Raw genomic sequence first — 16,567 nt, forward strand, 5'->3', positions numbered from 1 at the left:
GGCATGCAGCAACTGAATCCATCCGAGATCAGTGACATCATCAAGAAGAGAATCGAAAAACTCGATATCTCTTCCGAAGCAAAGAACGAAGGTACGATCCTGTCGGTTTCCGACGGTATCGTGCTGATCCACGGTCTTGCCGACGTTATGTACGGTGAGATGATTGAATTTGCCAACGGCACGTTCGGTATGGCTCTGAACCTGGAGCGTGATTCCGTTGGTGCGGTTGTGCTGGGCGACTACGAAGATCTGGCTGAAGGCCAGAAAGTTCGTTGCACCGGTCGCATCCTGGAAGTGCCGGTTGGTCCGGAACTGATGGGCCGCGTTGTTGACGCGCTGGGTAACCCCATCGACGGCAAGGGTGACCTCGGTACCGACCTGACCTCTCCGGTCGAGAAGGTTGCACCGGGCGTTATCGCACGTCAGTCCGTTGATGAGCCGGTTCAGACTGGTCTGAAGGCAATCGATACCATGGTGCCGATCGGTCGCGGCCAGCGTGAGCTGATCATCGGTGACCGTCAGATCGGTAAGACCGCTGTCGCCATCGACGCGATCATTAACCAGAAAGACACCGGCATCAAGTGTATCTATGTTGCCGTCGGTCAGAAGCAGTCTTCCATCGCTGCCGTTGTGCGCAAGCTGGAAGAGCACGGTGCGATGGATCACACCATCGTGGTTGCCGCCGGTGCCGCCGATCCTGCAGCGATGCAGTTCCTGGCTCCGTACTCCGGTACTTCCATGGGTGAATACTTCCGTGACCGTGGCGAAGACGCCCTGATCATCTATGATGATCTGTCCAAGCAGGCCGTGGCTTACCGCCAGATCTCCCTGCTGCTGCGTCGTCCGCCAGGCCGTGAAGCCTACCCGGGTGACGTATTCTATCTGCACTCCCGTCTGCTGGAGCGTGCGTCCCGTGTAAATGCTGACTACGTTGAGCAGCTGACCAATGGTGAAGTGAAAGGCAAGACCGGTTCCCTGACCGCCCTGCCGATCATCGAAACCCAGGCTGGTGACGTGTCCGCGTTCGTACCGACCAACGTAATCTCCATTACCGACGGTCAGATCTTCCTGGAAACCAACCTGTTCAACTCCGGTATCCGTCCGGCGATGAACGCCGGTATCTCCGTATCCCGGGTAGGTGGTTCCGCCCAGACCAAGATCATGAAGAAGCTCGGCGGTAACATCCGTCTGGCTCTGGCCCAGTATCGTGAACTGGCCGCTTTCGCACAGTTTGCTTCCGACCTCGACGAAGCAACCCGTCAGCAGCTTGAGCACGGTCAGCGTGTAACGGAACTCATGAAGCAGAACCAGTACAGCCCGATGTCTGTGGCTGAAATGGGTACGGTTCTGTTCGCAGCCAACGAAGGCTTCCTGGACGACGTTGATGTCGACAAGGTAGTGAAGTTTGAAGCGCAGATGCTCGACTGGATGCGCTCCGAGCAGAAAGACCTCCTCGACAAGATCAACGAGAAAGGCGATTACAACGACGAAATCGCTGCCGGCCTCAAAGCTGCACTTGAGAAATTCAAGACCACTCAGAGCTGGTAAGAAAACGGGCCTGCGGCAACTGTCGCGGGCCGCTTTTCGTAGCAACGAGTGTCTAACTTGAGAAGGCAGTGAGTTATGGCCGTCGGCAAAGAAATACGTAACCAGATATCAAGCATCAAGAGCACGCAGAAAATCACCAGCGCCATGGAAATGGTGGCTGCGAGTAAAATGCGTAAGGCTCAGGAGCGCATGCAGGCAACCCGCCCGTATGCCGACAAGATGCGTCAGGTGATCGGGCACATTGCCAAGGCGAATGCTCAGTACAAACACCCGTTCATGGTCGAGCGCGAGGTCAAGCGCGTGGGCTATATCGTGGTGTCAACTGATCGTGGCCTCTGCGGTGGTCTGAACATTAACCTGTTCAAAGCGCTTGTCCGTGAAATGAAAGCGTGGAAAGAAAAAGGAGTGGAAACCGATCTGTGCGCCATCGGGCAGAAAGGGGCTTCCTTTTTCCGGAGCTACGGCGGCAATGTCGTCGCGGCGCTGACCCATCTGGGGGACAGCCCGAGCTCTGAAAAACTCATCGGCAACGTCAAGGTTATGCTGGATGCGTTCTCGGAAGGAAAGATTGATCGCCTGTACGTGGTCAGCAACGAGTTCGTTAACACCATGACCCAAAGCCCGAAGGTGGAGCAGCTTCTGCCCCTGCCGGAGAGCGAAGACGAGGAAGAGATCAAGAACCAGTGGGATTATCTCTACGAGCCCGATGCCAGGCAGATCCTCGATGGCCTTCTGCCACGTTTTATTGAATCCCAGGTGTACCAGGGTGTGGTAGAAAATCTGGCATGTGAACAGGCAGCCCGGATGATCGCCATGAAGAGCGCAACTGACAACGCCGGTAGCATTATCGACGAGCTTCAGCTGGCTTATAACAAGGCGCGTCAGGCAGCCATTACCCAAGAGATATCGGAGATTGTGAGCGGCGCCGCTTCGGTCTGATCCAGCCCACAATCCAACTGGTTTTATTGACTATCAAGATAACGAGGAACCGAGCATGAGTAGCGGACAAATCGTTCAGATCATTGGCGCGGTTATCGACGTGGAATTCCCACGTGACTCCGTACCCAAAGTATATGACGCACTGCTGCTTGAAGGTGGCGAAACAACTCTGGAAGTCCAGCAGCAGCTGGGTGACGGCATTGTTCGTACCATCGCCATGGGCAGCACCGAAGGCCTGAAGCGTGGCCTGAAAGCAGAAAACACCGGTAACCCGATTTCGGTACCGGTTGGTACCCAGACTCTGGGCCGTATCATGGACGTTCTGGGTCGCCCCATCGACGAAGCCGGCGATATCGGCGAAGAAGAGCGTTGGGCGATTCACCGTAAGGCCCCGGGCTATGCCGACCAGGCAGCGTCTGCGGACCTACTGGAAACCGGCATCAAGGTTATCGACCTGATCTGCCCGTTCGCCAAGGGTGGTAAGGTTGGTCTATTCGGTGGTGCCGGTGTTGGTAAAACCGTAAACATGATGGAACTGATCAACAACATCGCGAAAGAGCACTCCGGTCTCTCCGTATTCGCAGGTGTTGGTGAGCGGACCCGGGAAGGTAACGACTTCTACTACGAAATGAAGGAGTCCAACGTTCTCGATAAGGTTGCCATGGTTTACGGCCAGATGAACGAGCCCCCTGGAAACCGTCTGCGTGTGGCCCTGACCGGTCTCACCATGGCTGAGAAGTTCCGGGACGAAGGTCGTGACGTACTGTTGTTCGTTGACAACATCTACCGTTACACCCTGGCCGGTACCGAAGTATCCGCACTGCTCGGCCGTATGCCGTCTGCGGTAGGTTACCAGCCGACTCTGGCTGAAGAGATGGGTCAGCTGCAGGAGCGTATTACCTCCACCAAGAACGGTTCCATCACGTCCATCCAGGCGGTCTACGTACCGGCGGATGACTTGACTGACCCGTCGCCTGCAACCACCTTCTCGCACCTGGATGCGACCGTGGTACTGAGCCGTGACATCGCTTCCAAGGGTATCTACCCGGCGATCGATCCGCTGGATTCCACCTCTCGTCAGTTGGATCCGCTGATTATCGGCCAGGAGCACTACGAAGTGGCCCGTGGCGTGCAGACTAACCTGCAGCGCTACAAGGAGCTGAAAGACATCATCGCCATCCTGGGTATGGACGAACTGTCAGAAGAAGACAAGCTGACCGTTGCCCGTGCCCGTAAGATCGAGCGTTTTCTGTCCCAGCCGTTCCACGTTGCTGAAGTATTCACCGGTTCCCCCGGTAAGTACGTTTCCCTCAAGGAAACCATCAGCAGCTTTAAGGGCATCCTGAATGGTGACTATGACGAATTGCCCGAGCAGGCGTTCTACATGGTTGGTACCATTGAGGAAGCGGTCGAGAAAGCGAAGGAAATGAAGAGCAAGGCAAAGAGCTAATCTGAGCCGACGCATTTGTTTCCGGATCGATCAAAGAGGCAACTGACATGGGTATGACCGTGCATTGTGATGTGGTAAGTGCCGAAACAAAGATCTATTCCGGATTGGTGGAAATGCTGATCGCAGCCGGTTCTGAAGGTGACCTGGGTATTGCCCCGGGTCACACTCCGCTGCTGACCCAGCTGAAGCCGGGCCCTATTCGGATCATCAAGCAGGGCGGTGAAGAAGAGATTCTTTACGTGTCCGGCGGGTATCTGGAAGTTCAGCCCAATCTGGTGACTTTGTTGGCGGATACCGCGGTTCGTGCAAAGGATGTGGACGAAGCAGCCGCGCTCGAAGCTCAGAAAGAAGCCGAGAAAGCACTTGCCAACAAGACCGGTGAATTCGAGTACTCCCGTGCAGCTGCAGAGCTGGCCGAAGCTGTTGCTCAGCTTCGTACCATCCAGCAGCTGCGTAACAAAATGCGATAAGCATTTCCGTTTCGGGTTTGCCGAACACCGAAGCCGCATCCTGAGCGGCTGGAAGACCAACGTGGTACGTTGGCCATCCGGCCCTGAAGGGTGCGGTTTTTTTATTTTCAGTATTCAGAGACTCAACACTCCAGGAGCCTGACTTTTCCATGAGCCCGCTACACGTCGTCATTCTGGCCGCCGGCCAGGGTTCCAGAATGAAATCCGCATTGCCAAAGGTGCTGCATCCGATTGCCGGCCGCCCCATGCTTCATCATGTGATTGCAACGGCGAAACAGCTTGGCGCGGAAAAGATTCACACTGTGATTGGTCATGGCGCCGAGAAAGTTCGCGAAACTACCGATGAGGCCTCGGTAAACTGGGTAACCCAGAGCGAACAACTGGGTACCGGTCACGCTGTGGCGCAGGCGCTACCGGATCTTCCGGATGATGCCCGGGTTCTTGTGCTGTACGGTGATGTGCCTCTCACCCGACATGAAACCCTTGATGGCTTGGTTGGGACACTTGACGACAACACCCTGGGACTTTTGACCGTGACTATGGACAACCCCCAGGGCTACGGTCGGATCGTCCGAAACGCTGATGGCAAGGTGCAATCCATCGTGGAGCAGAAAGACGCGTCTGCCGAGCAGCAGCAGATCCGCGAGGTGAATACCGGCATCCTGGCGGTATCCGCAAAACATCTGAAGAACTGGCTGCCGACCCTCTCCAACAGTAATGCCCAGGGTGAATACTACCTGACTGACATCATTGCCATGGCAGTGGATCAGGGTCTGGGTGTTTCGGTATCCCAGCCGGAGAATCCCTTTGAAGTGCAGGGGGTTAATAATCGCCTGCAGCTGGCGGAACTGGAGCGCTGGTTCCAGCGTCAGCAGGCTGACCGACTGATGACAGAAGGCGCCACGCTCGCCGATCCTGCCCGGTTGGATGTTCGTGGCGAGCTGACAATTGGCAATGATCTCTGGATCGATGTGAACGTGGTCTTCGAGGGTAAGGTCAACCTGGGCAGCAACGTGTCCATTGGCCCGGGCTGTGTTATCAAGGATACGACCATTGCCGATGGTGCCGAGATCAAGGCCAACAGTGTGATCGAAGGGGCAGTGATTGGCGCTCACGCGCAGATTGGGCCATTTGCCCGAATTCGTCCGGGCACCGAACTGGCCGCAAATACCAAGGTTGGCAACTTTGTGGAAACCAAGAAGGCGATCGTCGGTGAAGGCAGCAAGATCAACCACCTGAGCTACGTGGGCGATGCCTCACTGGGTCGTAATGTGAATGTGGGTGCAGGAACCATCACCTGTAATTATGATGGTGTTAACAAGTATCAGACGGTGCTCGGCGATGGGGTCTTTGTTGGTTCCAACACGGCCCTGGTAGCTCCGGTGACTGTTGCCGCGGAGGCGACCATTGGTGCGGGGTCGACCATCACCCGTGACGTAGCAGACCATGAGCTGGCCGTGGCGCGGGGCCGACAGCGGAATATCTCCGGTTGGGAAAAGCCGAAGAAACACTGATTTAAACGATCGACAGACAGGTAGAGCAGCATGTGTGGAATTGTAGGCGCGGTTTCGGAAAGGGACGTTCAGGGCATCCTTCTTGAGGGTCTGCGCCGTCTGGAATATCGAGGGTATGACTCCGCGGGCATGGCCGTGATCGGTGGTGACCACAGCGTCCAGCGTGCAAGGGAAGTCGGCAAGGTTGCCGCGCTCGGCGACGCCATGAAAGCCAACCCGCTTGCAGGTCATCTGGGCATTGCGCACACCCGCTGGGCCACCCACGGTGAGCCGTCCCAGATCAATGCCCACCCGCACATGTCCGGCGAGCGGCTCGCAATCGTCCATAACGGCATTATCGAGAACTATCAGGAGCTGCGCGAAGAGCTGCGGGCGGATGGTTTCGAGTTTTCCTCCCAGACTGATACTGAAGTCGTTGCCCACCTCATCGAGAAGAACTATCGGACCCTGGGGAATCTCCATGATTCGGTACGGGCCGCCATTGCCCGTCTTCGTGGCGCCTATGCCCTGGCCGTTGTTCACGCCGATGAACCCGACCATCTGGTGGTGTGCCGTGAGGGCAGCCCCCTGGTGATCGGCGTGGGTATCGGTGAGAACTTCATCGCGTCGGACCAGCTCGCGCTGCTGCCGGTCACCGATCGCTTCATGTTCCTGGAGGAAGGGGACATTGCCGACGTCCGCAAGGATGCCATCACTGTTCTCGATCGCGAGGGTCAGTCGGTGGAGCGGGAAGTAACCCGTTTCGAACATGGCGCCGATTCGGCCGACAAGGGCGAATACCGTCATTTTATGCTCAAGGAAATTTACGAGCAGCCCAAAGTGATCAAGGCCACCATGGAAGGCCGGGTCACCAAAACCCGGGTGCTGGAACAGGCATTGGGTACCGAGGCAGCAAATCTGCTTGAGAACGTTCGTCACGTACAGATCATTGCCTGCGGCACCAGTTACCATGCCGGTATGGTGGCCCGTTACTGGATCGAGGAATTGGCTGGTATTGCCTGCTCGGTGGAAGTGGCCTCTGAGTTTCGCTACCGCAAGCACGTGATCCAGCAGGACACCCTGTTCCTGTGTATCTCCCAGTCCGGCGAAACCGCCGATACCCTGGCGGCCCTGCGCCAGGCCAAGAAGGCCGGCTTCCGGGCGGCACTGGCCATCTGTAACGTGCCTGGCAGTTCCCTGGTGCGGGAATCCGACCTGGTGATCATGACCCAGGCCGGACCGGAAATCGGCGTGGCCTCCACCAAGGCCTTTACCACCCAATTGACCGCACTCCTCCTTTTCACCCTGGCCCTGGCCCGTCACAACGGGCTGCCGGAAGAGCAGGAAGCAGAGATCGTTGAGGCCATCCATCTTCTGCCTGGCCAGGTCAGTGATGTGCTGGCCCTGGATGCCGAGATTGCCGAAATGTCCAAAGCCTTCATGGACAAGAATCACAGCCTGTTCCTGGGCCGCGGTTCCCAGTTCCCGGTTGCCCTGGAAGGTGCCCTCAAGCTCAAGGAAATCTCCTACATTCACGCCGAGGCCTATCCGGCGGGTGAACTGAAGCATGGTCCTCTGGCCCTGGTCGACAGCGAAATGCCGGTGGTCACCGTCGCGCCCAACAATGATCTGGTTGAGAAGCTGAAGTCCAACCTGGAAGAAGTGCGAGCCCGCGGCGGCGAGCTGTTTGTCTTTGCGGATAAGAAGGCCGATGTGAAAGCCGAAGAGGGCCTTCACGTGATGCAGATTCCTTCTGTGCATCCGATTACGGCCCCGATTGTCTACACCGTTCCGTTGCAGTTGCTGTCCTATCATGTGGCGGTGCTGAAGGGTACTGATGTGGATCAGCCCCGCAATCTGGCGAAAAGCGTTACCGTTGAATGAAAAAAGCCCCGCATACGCGGGGCTTTTCAGTCAGAGCCGCAGAACCTCAGAAGCGATAGGAAACAGACGCCTCTACCGTTCGCTCCTCCCCAAACCAGCAGTTGGAACTGTCGAAACAGCTGTAGTAGCGCTCATCGGTGAGGTTGTTAACTGACAGGCCCAGTTCGGTACCTCGCAACGTGTGGGAGACTCGGCCGAGGCTATAACGCAGGGCGATATCCACCAGTGTTGTATCCGGTACTTTCCCCTCATTGGTGGCGGCGTTGTATTCAGCTTCGCCGATGTACCGGGCACCAATGCCTGCAACCAGGCCATTCAAAGGTCCGTCATAAAAGCCATAATCGGCCCACACAGACAGAAGGTGCTCGGGTACCCAGACCGGCGTTCGACCTTTCAGTCCGGTATTGTCCTTGGTGACCTCAACATCCTGCAGCGTGTAGCTGGCGGTAACCAACAGGCTGTCGATGGGCTGTGCCCGGGCTTCAAGTTCGATGCCTTGGGAACGTACTTCCCCGGCCTGGATCTGATCATAAGGGCCACCGTTGGGGTCGCGAGTCGGCACGTTGTCCTTGGTAATCTGGTAAAACGCAAGGTTGGCTGATGTTTGCTGATCCTGGGACTGGTATTTCAAACCCAGTTCCCACTGGTCGCCTGTCGACGGATCAAACTCATTGCCATTGCGGTCACTGCCGGTTTGTGGCTCAAAGCTTTCGGCATAATTGATGTAAGGAGAGAGGCCGTTGGCACCCCGATACATCACGCCCGCGCGAGTGGAAACGTTGTCCTGGTCAAGCTTCCTGTCGACCGTGCCACCGTATTGTCTGCCTTTTTCCTCACCGGTGAAATCATCCCAGCGGACGCCGCCAATGATCACGAACCGATTCAGTTCGATCTGGTCCTGGAAATAGATGCCAAGCTGCTTCTTGCGAATATTGAAGTCAGAAGACAGTGCGGTGTTCTCTATATTTATGTTGTCTTGAGAGATCTGGTAGTAGTCCGGATCAAACAGATCGATGGCGGGGGCTGCGGTATCCTCGTAGATTACGTCTGAGTCGAGACTGAGGTAATCCAGGCCCACCAGTATATTGTGCCGGGCCGATCCGGTCTGAAAGCGTCCCGAAAACTGGTTGTCCACGGTGAAGCCGGTGGTCGTTTCATCTGTAAGATAGGCCTGTCGGGAGAGAGTCCTGCCATCCGCGGCCAGACCCGTTCCGTAGGTGTTGGTCTGAAACGCTTCCGCGTCGGTGTACCGGAAGTTTTGCAGGAAATTCCAGTTGTCGTTGATGTTGTGGTTGACCTTGTAGCCGGCCAGCAACACCTCTTTTTCAAACTCGTTCCAGTTGGCGTCGCCGGAGAAGGCATCCTGCGGCAGTTCGCCATTGGGGTTGGGCAGGAACAGACCGGAAGCGGGCAGGGTGGTATAAATCCCCATGGCCGGATCGTTCTGGTAGTAAAGGTTGAAGTTGATGAGTGTGTCCTCGCTCACCTGCCAATCCACGGACGGCGCGATCATGCGGCGCTCCTCCTCGGAGGTTTCGGCCTGACCATCCCGGGTACGGGTCAGACCCACCAGGCTGTAGGACAGGCTGGAATCGCCCAGTTGACCCCGGCTCTCAACGGAGGCTTCCGCCAGATTGCGGGAACCACCCGCCACCTCAATCTTGTTAAAGCTCTCGGTGGAGGGCTGTTTGCCGATCAGATTCACCATCCCGCCCGGCGGCATGGACCCGTATAGCGTCGAGGTAGGGCCCCGGAAGACCTCAACTTGCTCCACAGCCTTCAGATCAATCTGGGGCTGCAGATTCCAGTCGTTGTAGAGCAGTTGCAGGCCGTCATAATAATTCTGGTAGTTGATAAAACCGCGGATGCTGAACAGATCCAGTCGGCCCACAGCCCCGCCTCGCAACTCGGTGTTCACACCCGGCGCATAACGAAGCGCTGAGGCAACCGAGTCCGCATCGCGCATTTCCAGGGCCTGTTGGTCCAGAACGGAGATGCTTTGCGGGGTTTCGCCCGGTTCCAGTGCCGTCTTGGTGGCGGTGTTTCGGTAGGTCTCGCCGTACACCGTCATGGTGTCCAGTTCCAGGGGGTCATTGGAGTCTGCGGCAGCCATCTGGCTGACAGCCAGGCCAATGGCAACAGCCAGTGCGGAGGGTTTGATAACGTGTGAATGCATAATGGGTCCTGTTAAACCTCGAATAATTAAGTGCGAATCATTCCCATTATATTTGTCTGGTTGAACAGGACTTAACCGATTGGTGCATGCCGGTAATTAATGGTGTCTCAAGCACGACTGGAATCCAGTATTCCATGCTCACTTCCGGCGCCTGGGTGTCGAATTCCGGAGGGTAGACCTCCACATCAAATCCATAGACCGCCTTGCAGCCGGCATGTGGAAGCCAGGCATTGAAAAACCATTTCAGGATTTCAGCGAGTGAGCGGATGGGGCCCTGAAAGGAGACCACCGCGTAATTCTGGGCAGGCACCTGAAGCACTTCGAGACCTTGAGAAGCATGGGCTTCACCGGTTTCAATACCAGCCAGATAGTGGAATTCGGGACCCGCTCCCCCGGAGAGATCAATAACGCCAAACCTGGGTTGCGCCTCTGGTAGCAGCCCGGCGGCCGATAACGAACCCCAGAGCGCAGGGACCTTGACGTTGAAATCAGGATTGGACGAGAACAGTCCCCGTATCTTCTCGGAGCGACCGGCCACGGTGAACGCCGGCCTTGAATCAAGCCGGATGGCAGGGACTCGGGCCCGGAGGGAGGCATCTGGCAGAAGGGCCGGGTCGAGACATAAAGGCGTGCTCAGCAGGCACGGCAGTCCGCGGCGCCGGTATTGGGCCGGTGGACACCCGAAATGCTGTTTGAAACTGCGGCTGAAGCTGATGTCGGAGCCAAAGCCGCAGGCCAGACCAATATCGATGATGCGCTGATTGGTAAACAGCAGCATTTCCGCCGCCAGGCTCAGCCGCAGTTCCCTCACATACTGCCCGACGCATTGACCGGTCTCGAACGCGAACACGCGGTTGAATTGCCAGCGGGACCATCCCCCGATCCTGGCAAGGCTGGTAACGGCCAGCGGCTTGTCCAGGTTCAGGTGGATGTAATCCAGAACCTTCCCGATCCTCCCCAGCTGGGTTTGCCGGCTTGACGGGGTCATCGGGGACTCCTGTTACCGGGCAGGGGATTTACCAGCGATAGCTCAGGGTTCCGACTACACTGCGCTCTTCACCGTAGTAACAGTAGAACTCACAGCTGGCGACGTATTCGCGATCAGCAACGTTGTTCACGTTCAGCTGTGCCACCCAGTTCTCCATGAACTGGTACTGCGCCATCAGGTCCACCACCGTGTAAGAAGGCACCTCGGTTCCTGTGAAGCTGTCGTCGGTACTGCCAACGTACCGGGCGCCACCACCGAGCTTCAGACCCGGCGCAAAATCCTGGAAGGCGTAGTCCAGCCAAACCGACGCAGAATGACGGGGGATCAGATTCGCAGCGGCCGCGGGCTGGTTGTCGGAGGTGTTGTCCGTTGTCGCGTCGTTGTAGGTGTAGGCAGCTGTCAATTCGAGCTGTTCGGTCAGATAGGCGACACTCTCAAGTTCAAAGCCCTGGGTTTCCCTGACGCCTTCCTGAACCTGAAAGCCGGAAGGACTGGTGACCAGTGAGTTTTCTTCCTCAATGTTATAGATGGCCGCCGTCACATAGCCGTCCAGACTGTTCGGAGCGTATTTGACGCCGAATTCCAACTGTTCACCAACCCGCGGTTCGTAAAGGTTGCCGTTGTTATCCACGCCGGCAATCGGTTGGAACGACTCGGTCCACGAAAGGTATGGCGAGAAGCCATTGTCCGCCAGGTACATAACCCCACCGGAGAGAGATATCTGATCGTCATCGGCTCTCTGCCGGGAATCCGCGGTCAGGTTGCGATCAACCACTTCAGCCTGGTCGTACCGCGCGCCCGCGAGAAAAATCCAGCGGTCGTCCAGTCGGAGCTGATTCTGGAGATAAAGGCCGGTTTGCTCCTTGGTGATGTTTCGGCGGGTCAGGTCTGCAGGCGATACCGGCGTGAAATTACCGTAAGTCGGGTCGAAGATGTCGATCGTGGAAAAGGAGAAATTATCCAGCTCCAGACCGTTGGTTTCGAGGTCCTGATAGTCCACACCAATCAACAGGGTGTTTTCAGTGCGGTCAGTAAACCAGGTGCCCACCAGCCTATTATCCACCGTCCAGCTGGACAGATCCCCATCGCGATAGACGATCCCGCGGGTCCCTTCTCTCGGGCCACTCTGGAAAGACATGTAGATACTGCGCAGTAGCAGGTCGAGCTCGCTGTAACGGGTGTCCTGTTGAAACTCCCAGGTGTTGTTGAAGCGGTGTGAAAGGCTATAACCGACAGAGGACTGGGTACGTTCGTTGGTGTCGTATCCGGGTTCGCCGTAAAAGGTGGAAGGTTCAACCTTGCCAAAGGGCGTGTCCTGGATCGTGCCGTAAGCCAGCTTGAAGCCATTGTAGGGTACGGCATCATCCTTCTGAAGGCTCGCCAGGAACGTCAGGGAGGTATCCTCGGACACATCCCAGCGCAGGCTGGGCGCCAGGTAATAGCGCTCGTTTTCGGTATAGTCAATATCACCGTCGGCGGAACGGTACAGGCCAACCAGGCGATAGCTGACCGAGTCGCTGTCTCCAATCGGGCCTGAGGTGTCCAGACCCAATTGGCGGTGCTCGTTGGTGCCAGCCTGAATCTGCAGTTCTCCCTGCGCCTGATCGGTCGGGCGTTTACTGATGGCGTTGATTACGCCGCCCGGGGGTGCCTCACCGTAAAGAATGGACGCGGGTCCCTTGAGAAGTTCCACGCGTTCAAGGCCATAGGTTTCCGGCAGCCACTGATAGAAACCCTCGCGATAGATGCGCAAGCCGTCCTGATAGGTGGCCTGGTCGAAACCCCGGATTTTGAACCAGTCAGTGTCGTTGTCCGCGCCGTAGTGGCCGGAAACCACGCCGGCGCGATAGCGGAATGTTTCATCAAGGGATTGTACGTTGCGCTCACGAAGCTCTTCTTCATCGACCACGGAAGCTGGCCTTGGTGTTTCAACCAGCGGTGTTTCAACTTTCAGTGCGGTGGCTGAGACCACGAGTGCATCCAGGCTGGTTTCGGCTTCGTCCTGCGCCAGAAGTGGCGTTGACGCCGTCGCAATACCAATACTCAGGGTCAGACGGATTGCGAGGGCCAAAGGCTTGGGTAAAACGACGGCGGGCATAATGGGAACACCTTCATAGCGGACAGTGGTTAAGTGGTGAAAGTCATCAAATCCGCCGAATATTATTCTTAAATAAATCGTAATGCAAACGAATATCATTTAGATGCAGTGGTTTTGAACAGAAATGACACGGTAAATTTTTAATGAAATCACCGCATGACCGCGGAAATCGGTTAAAATGCCGTCGCATTAGGGGTTTAATTTAAGTAATGTTACGAAAATAGTCGTGTTGGCGAGACCTTTGAGCTTTTCTTTTTGTTATTAAGACCAAAAGTGGTCTCAGATTTGTACCTTTGGACCATACCCCGGTACGCAAATATCAAGGAAGATTCGGGCCTGCTGCCACACAATACCAATAACCCGTTTTCTCAGAAGATTTCCGTAATGCCCACTACCGTTATTTCCGGCTTTACCCACAACTTCCTTGGCAAGGCGCCTGTCTGGTACAAGCAGGTCATCCTGTTGTTTCTTGTCGCCAACCCGATTGTCATGTGGACCCTGGGGCCGGGAACGGCCGGCTGGCTTCTGATTGCGGAGTTTATTTTTACCCTGGCTATGGCCCTGAAGTGCTACCCGCTGCTGCCGGGTGGTCTGCTGGCCGTGGAGGCCTTGCTGATCGGGTTGACCACGCCGGACGCGGTCTATCTGGAAGTGCTCACCAATTTCCCGGTTATCCTGCTGCTGATGTTCATGGTGGCGGGCATCTATTTCATGAAGGAGCTGCTGCTGGTGACGTTCACCCAGATTCTGGTGGGTGTGCGCTCCAAGTCGGCTCTGTCATTATTGTTCTGCTGCGCGGCGGCGATCCTTTCGGCTTTCCTGGACGCCCTGACGGTGACCGCGGTAATCATCAGCGTCGCAGTGGGTTTCTACTCGGTTTACCACAAGGTGGCTTCCGGTAAGGGCTATCAGCACAAGGATCACAACGCTGGCAGTGACGACGAAGTGATCGAACTGCACCGGGAAGATCTGGAAAACTTCAGGGCCTTTTTGCGCAGCCTGCTGATGCACGGTGCAATCGGTACAGCCTTGGGTGGCGTGGCCACCATGGTGGGCGAGCCGCAGAACCTGCTGATTGCCAAGGTGGTGGGCTGGGATTTTGCCGGCTTCTTCCTGCATATGGCGCCGGTGAGTCTGCCGGTCCTCGCGGCCGGGCTGTTTACCTGCTGGGTTCTGGAGAAATTGCGCTGGTTTGGCTACGGCGGGCGCCTGCCCAAGCCCGTGCGCCGGGTGCTGGAAGAGTTTGCCGAGAACGAGCGGGCCGAGCGTACCAAGGCTGATCAGGCGGCACTGTGGGTGCAGGCGTTTGCTGCGGCAGTTCTGGTGGTGGGCCTGGCATTCCACCTGGCCGAGGTCGGCTTGATTGGCCTTCTGGTGATTATCCTGATTACCTCATTTACCGGTGTCACCGACGAACATCAGATTGGAAAGGCTTTCCAGGAATCCCTGCCGTTTACCTCTCTGCTGGTGGTGTTCTTCGCGGTGGTTGCAGTGATCCACGAACAGCACCTGTTCAAGCCGATCATTGATTACGTTCTGTCGCTTCCCGAAGCCCGGCAGCCGGGCATGTTCTTTATTGCCAATGGCGTACTGTCGATGATCAGCGATAACGTGTTTGTTGCCACCGTGTATATCAGTGAGGTGAAGCAGGCCCTGGATGCAGGTGCTATCAGCTATGATCACTTCCAGAAGCTGGCGGTTGCCATAAACACCGGTACCAATCTTCCCAGTGTGGCGACTCCGAATGGCCAGGCGGCTTTCCTGTTCCTGCTGACGTCTGCCATTGCGCCGCTGGTTCGTCTGTCCTACGGCAAGATGGTGATCATGGCGTTTCCCTATATGCTGGTAATGGGCGGTGTGGGCCTGTACATGGTTATTAACCATATTTGACATTCTGTTCAGATTTTTGCGGGCGGTGTCAGTGCAGATTTGCGCGGGTCTGTTAATCTTTGCTTAAACAGATCACAACAACACGGATTCCATGCCAAGAAACTTCCCAGCCCGCCTTTCCCTGATGTCTGAAGCCATGCGCTTTGTCAGTATCCGAATTTGTGCATTGCTGGCAGGATTATTTTTAGCATCGGGCGCGCTCGCTGAAGCGGGAACAGCCAGCAAACTGCTCAAAATCGCCTATGTCGACTTTCCACCGATGACCTATCAGAAAGCCGATGGCAGTCCGGCGGGTACTTTCATTGAGATTACCCGAAAAGTGGCGATCGAAGCGGGCTATGAACCGGAATTTCTCCACCTTCCCATCAGTCGTGTTTACCTGTATTTGCGCAACGGCCGGATTGATGTTTGGCCTGGATCAGCCAACGTCCCGGCTCTAAAGGGTGAAGTTCTCGAAACCTGGGTGAGTCCCTTCGCTTCCCAATTGAGCGCCTGGTATCTGGAGGGAACAGAACCACTGTCCCATTTTGATCAGTTGCAGGGTAAGACAGTAATCACGATTGCTGGTTACACCTATGGCGGGCTTTTGTATTGGCTGGAAGGCGAGAGTTCAATTGACGTCACTCAGGCACCCAATTTTCGAGCGGCTTTGGACATGCTCAAGCTTGGCCGCGGACAATACTTGTTCGGACACCGGGATCCAGTTCTGGAAACTCTGGCAATGTCCGAAGACGAGAAGATTCGCGAATCAGAGATTCGTTTAAGAAATCTAACCTGGCTGTTTTCGCTTGCTAATCCCAGAGCAGCGATTTTGCGTGAAGAGTTTGACGATGCCTACCTGCGTCTGGCTGAACAGGGTGAAGTGCCCCCGATACGGGAGTTCGACGAGAGCTTTGTGATACCGGGCTTTCCAGAACAATACCGATAACCATCTTTTGGTGTTCACGATTCGGGATCAAGAAAGATATCCCCATACCAGGCCGTTGCTTTTTCCCCGGTGTTGTCGGAATCCGACATAATGGCAATTCCGACCACCGGTGGTGGTTCCTCACCAAACGCTTTCCGGTAGTCGGCCATAATGTCACGTTCCACGGTGACCCATTCACCGACCTGTTCTGATCCTGAATTCACCGCGATCATCATGGTTTTCTCGGTGTAAGGGTTGGGCACGATCTCGCCCTTGGGCAGGCTATTGGCCCAGATGTAGTTCAGAGCGTTGCCCGGGAGGGACTCTCCGAATAACACTTCAACCGTCTTGCGTTTGGCGCGTTCGAAGAAGCCTGCTTTTTCAGGCTGGAACTCGAACGCAACGTAGATCCTGGCAGGATAATCGTCACCTGACTTTTCCCGGGCATCACCCTTCTCGAACACGTTCGAGACCTTCCAGCGCCACTGCAGAATCAGTGAATCGGCGGGCTCCAATCGTACCCGGGCAATGAGGCCAGATGCCCCACCTTCGGTGGTGGCCCTGACAACCTGCTGACCATCTTCGGTGGTCAGTTCATACCGACTGAGCTCATCGATCTTGGGAAACTCCAGAGGTTCCCAGCCGTCATTGAGGGACTGCATCCGGGAGAAGGGTGTTAAAGCGGCCTCCTGCGAACTGGCGGGCGCAGACAGCATCAAGGAAA

General features: G+C 56.1%; 12 protein-coding genes. 8 read left to right on the forward strand and 4 right to left on the reverse strand.

Going from position 1 to position 16,567, the window contains the following annotated elements:
- Positions 1 to 3: 3 nt before the first annotated feature.
- The 6 genes from atpA (at position 4) to glmS (ending at position 7,784) form a co-directional block, all read left to right on the forward strand.
- Positions 4 to 1,548 (forward strand): F0F1 ATP synthase subunit alpha, encoded by a 1,545-nt coding sequence (gene atpA / locus WA411_RS02845; RefSeq protein ID WP_136630338.1) that lies wholly within the window; start codon positions 4 to 6, stop codon positions 1,546 to 1,548.
- A 75-nt stretch (positions 1,549 to 1,623) separates the two neighbouring features.
- Positions 1,624 to 2,487, forward strand: a complete 864-nt coding sequence (atpG, locus tag WA411_RS02850) for a F0F1 ATP synthase subunit gamma (RefSeq protein ID WP_008172593.1) — start codon at positions 1,624 to 1,626, stop codon at positions 2,485 to 2,487.
- Positions 2,488 to 2,542: 55 nt separating this feature from the next.
- Complete coding sequence (gene atpD / locus WA411_RS02855) at positions 2,543 to 3,937, forward strand: F0F1 ATP synthase subunit beta (RefSeq protein ID WP_069182392.1); 1,395 nt, start codon at positions 2,543 to 2,545, stop codon at positions 3,935 to 3,937.
- Positions 3,938 to 3,984: 47 nt separating this feature from the next.
- Complete coding sequence (locus WA411_RS02860) at positions 3,985 to 4,407, forward strand: F0F1 ATP synthase subunit epsilon (protein WP_008172596.1); 423 nt, start codon at positions 3,985 to 3,987, stop codon at positions 4,405 to 4,407.
- 149 nt (positions 4,408 to 4,556) lie between these two features.
- Positions 4,557 to 5,921: a bifunctional UDP-N-acetylglucosamine diphosphorylase/glucosamine-1-phosphate N-acetyltransferase GlmU gene (gene glmU / locus WA411_RS02865; RefSeq protein ID WP_291904832.1), complete on the forward strand. Its 1,365-nt coding sequence runs from the start codon at positions 4,557 to 4,559 to the stop codon at positions 5,919 to 5,921.
- Between the two features lie 30 nt (positions 5,922 to 5,951).
- Positions 5,952 to 7,784 (forward strand): glutamine--fructose-6-phosphate transaminase (isomerizing), encoded by a 1,833-nt coding sequence (glmS, locus tag WA411_RS02870; RefSeq protein WP_291904831.1) that lies wholly within the window; start codon positions 5,952 to 5,954, stop codon positions 7,782 to 7,784.
- Between the two features lie 46 nt (positions 7,785 to 7,830).
- Here glmS and WA411_RS02875 read toward each other — a convergent pair whose 3' ends face one another.
- The 3 genes from WA411_RS02875 to WA411_RS02885 are packed head-to-tail and all read right to left on the reverse strand — an operon-like array spanning position 7,831 to position 13,046.
- Entirely contained in the window at positions 7,831 to 9,960 is a 2,130-nt protein-coding gene (locus WA411_RS02875) for a TonB-dependent siderophore receptor (protein ID WP_291904828.1), read from the reverse strand.
- 46 nt (positions 9,961 to 10,006) lie between these two features.
- Positions 10,007 to 10,948 (reverse strand): AraC family transcriptional regulator, encoded by a 942-nt coding sequence (locus WA411_RS02880; RefSeq protein ID WP_291904826.1) that lies wholly within the window; start codon positions 10,946 to 10,948, stop codon positions 10,007 to 10,009.
- 28 nt (positions 10,949 to 10,976) lie between these two features.
- Complete coding sequence (locus tag WA411_RS02885; RefSeq protein WP_291904825.1) at positions 10,977 to 13,046, reverse strand: TonB-dependent siderophore receptor; 2,070 nt, start codon at positions 13,044 to 13,046, stop codon at positions 10,977 to 10,979.
- A 384-nt stretch (positions 13,047 to 13,430) separates the two neighbouring features.
- Between WA411_RS02885 and nhaB the strand changes: the two genes are divergently transcribed.
- Positions 13,431 to 14,936 carry a sodium/proton antiporter NhaB gene (gene nhaB / locus WA411_RS02890; protein WP_291904822.1) on the forward strand — a complete coding sequence of 502 codons (1,506 nt, stop codon included), beginning with the start codon at positions 13,431 to 13,433 and terminating at the stop codon, positions 14,934 to 14,936.
- A gap of 124 nt (positions 14,937 to 15,060) precedes the next feature.
- Positions 15,061 to 15,864, forward strand: a complete 804-nt coding sequence (locus WA411_RS02895) for a substrate-binding periplasmic protein (RefSeq protein ID WP_291904820.1) — start codon at positions 15,061 to 15,063, stop codon at positions 15,862 to 15,864.
- Positions 15,865 to 15,878: 14 nt separating this feature from the next.
- On the opposite strand, the gene WA411_RS02900 is transcribed toward WA411_RS02895, so the two are convergent.
- On the reverse strand, positions 15,879 to 16,559 hold the full coding sequence (locus WA411_RS02900; protein WP_291905800.1) for a DUF3047 domain-containing protein: 681 nt from the start codon (positions 16,557 to 16,559) through the stop codon (positions 15,879 to 15,881).
- Positions 16,560 to 16,567: the final 8 nt, after the last annotated feature.

The organism is Marinobacter sp. CH_CUG1437-1 (genome assembly GCF_037029655.1).
Taxonomy (GTDB): Bacteria; Pseudomonadota; Gammaproteobacteria; order Pseudomonadales; family Oleiphilaceae; genus Marinobacter; species Marinobacter salsuginis.

Coding starts and splice junctions, on each gene's coding strand:
- atpA (WP_136630338.1), top strand. CDS start 4: ATGCAGCAACTGAATCCATCCGAGATCAGTGACATCATCAAGAAGAGA.
- atpG (WP_008172593.1), top strand. CDS start 1,624: ATGGCCGTCGGCAAAGAAATACGTAACCAGATATCAAGCATCAAGAGC.
- atpD (WP_069182392.1), top strand. CDS start 2,543: ATGAGTAGCGGACAAATCGTTCAGATCATTGGCGCGGTTATCGACGTG.
- WA411_RS02860 (WP_008172596.1), top strand. CDS start 3,985: ATGGGTATGACCGTGCATTGTGATGTGGTAAGTGCCGAAACAAAGATC.
- glmU (WP_291904832.1), top strand. CDS start 4,557: ATGAGCCCGCTACACGTCGTCATTCTGGCCGCCGGCCAGGGTTCCAGA.
- glmS (WP_291904831.1), top strand. CDS start 5,952: ATGTGTGGAATTGTAGGCGCGGTTTCGGAAAGGGACGTTCAGGGCATC.
- WA411_RS02875 (WP_291904828.1), bottom strand. CDS start 9,960: ATGCATTCACACGTTATCAAACCCTCCGCACTGGCTGTTGCCATTGGC.
- WA411_RS02880 (WP_291904826.1), bottom strand. CDS start 10,948: ATGACCCCGTCAAGCCGGCAAACCCAGCTGGGGAGGATCGGGAAGGTT.
- WA411_RS02885 (WP_291904825.1), bottom strand. CDS start 13,046: ATGCCCGCCGTCGTTTTACCCAAGCCTTTGGCCCTCGCAATCCGTCTG.
- nhaB (WP_291904822.1), top strand. CDS start 13,431: ATGCCCACTACCGTTATTTCCGGCTTTACCCACAACTTCCTTGGCAAG.
- WA411_RS02895 (WP_291904820.1), top strand. CDS start 15,061: ATGTCTGAAGCCATGCGCTTTGTCAGTATCCGAATTTGTGCATTGCTG.
- WA411_RS02900 (WP_291905800.1), bottom strand. CDS start 16,559: ATGCTGTCTGCGCCCGCCAGTTCGCAGGAGGCCGCTTTAACACCCTTC.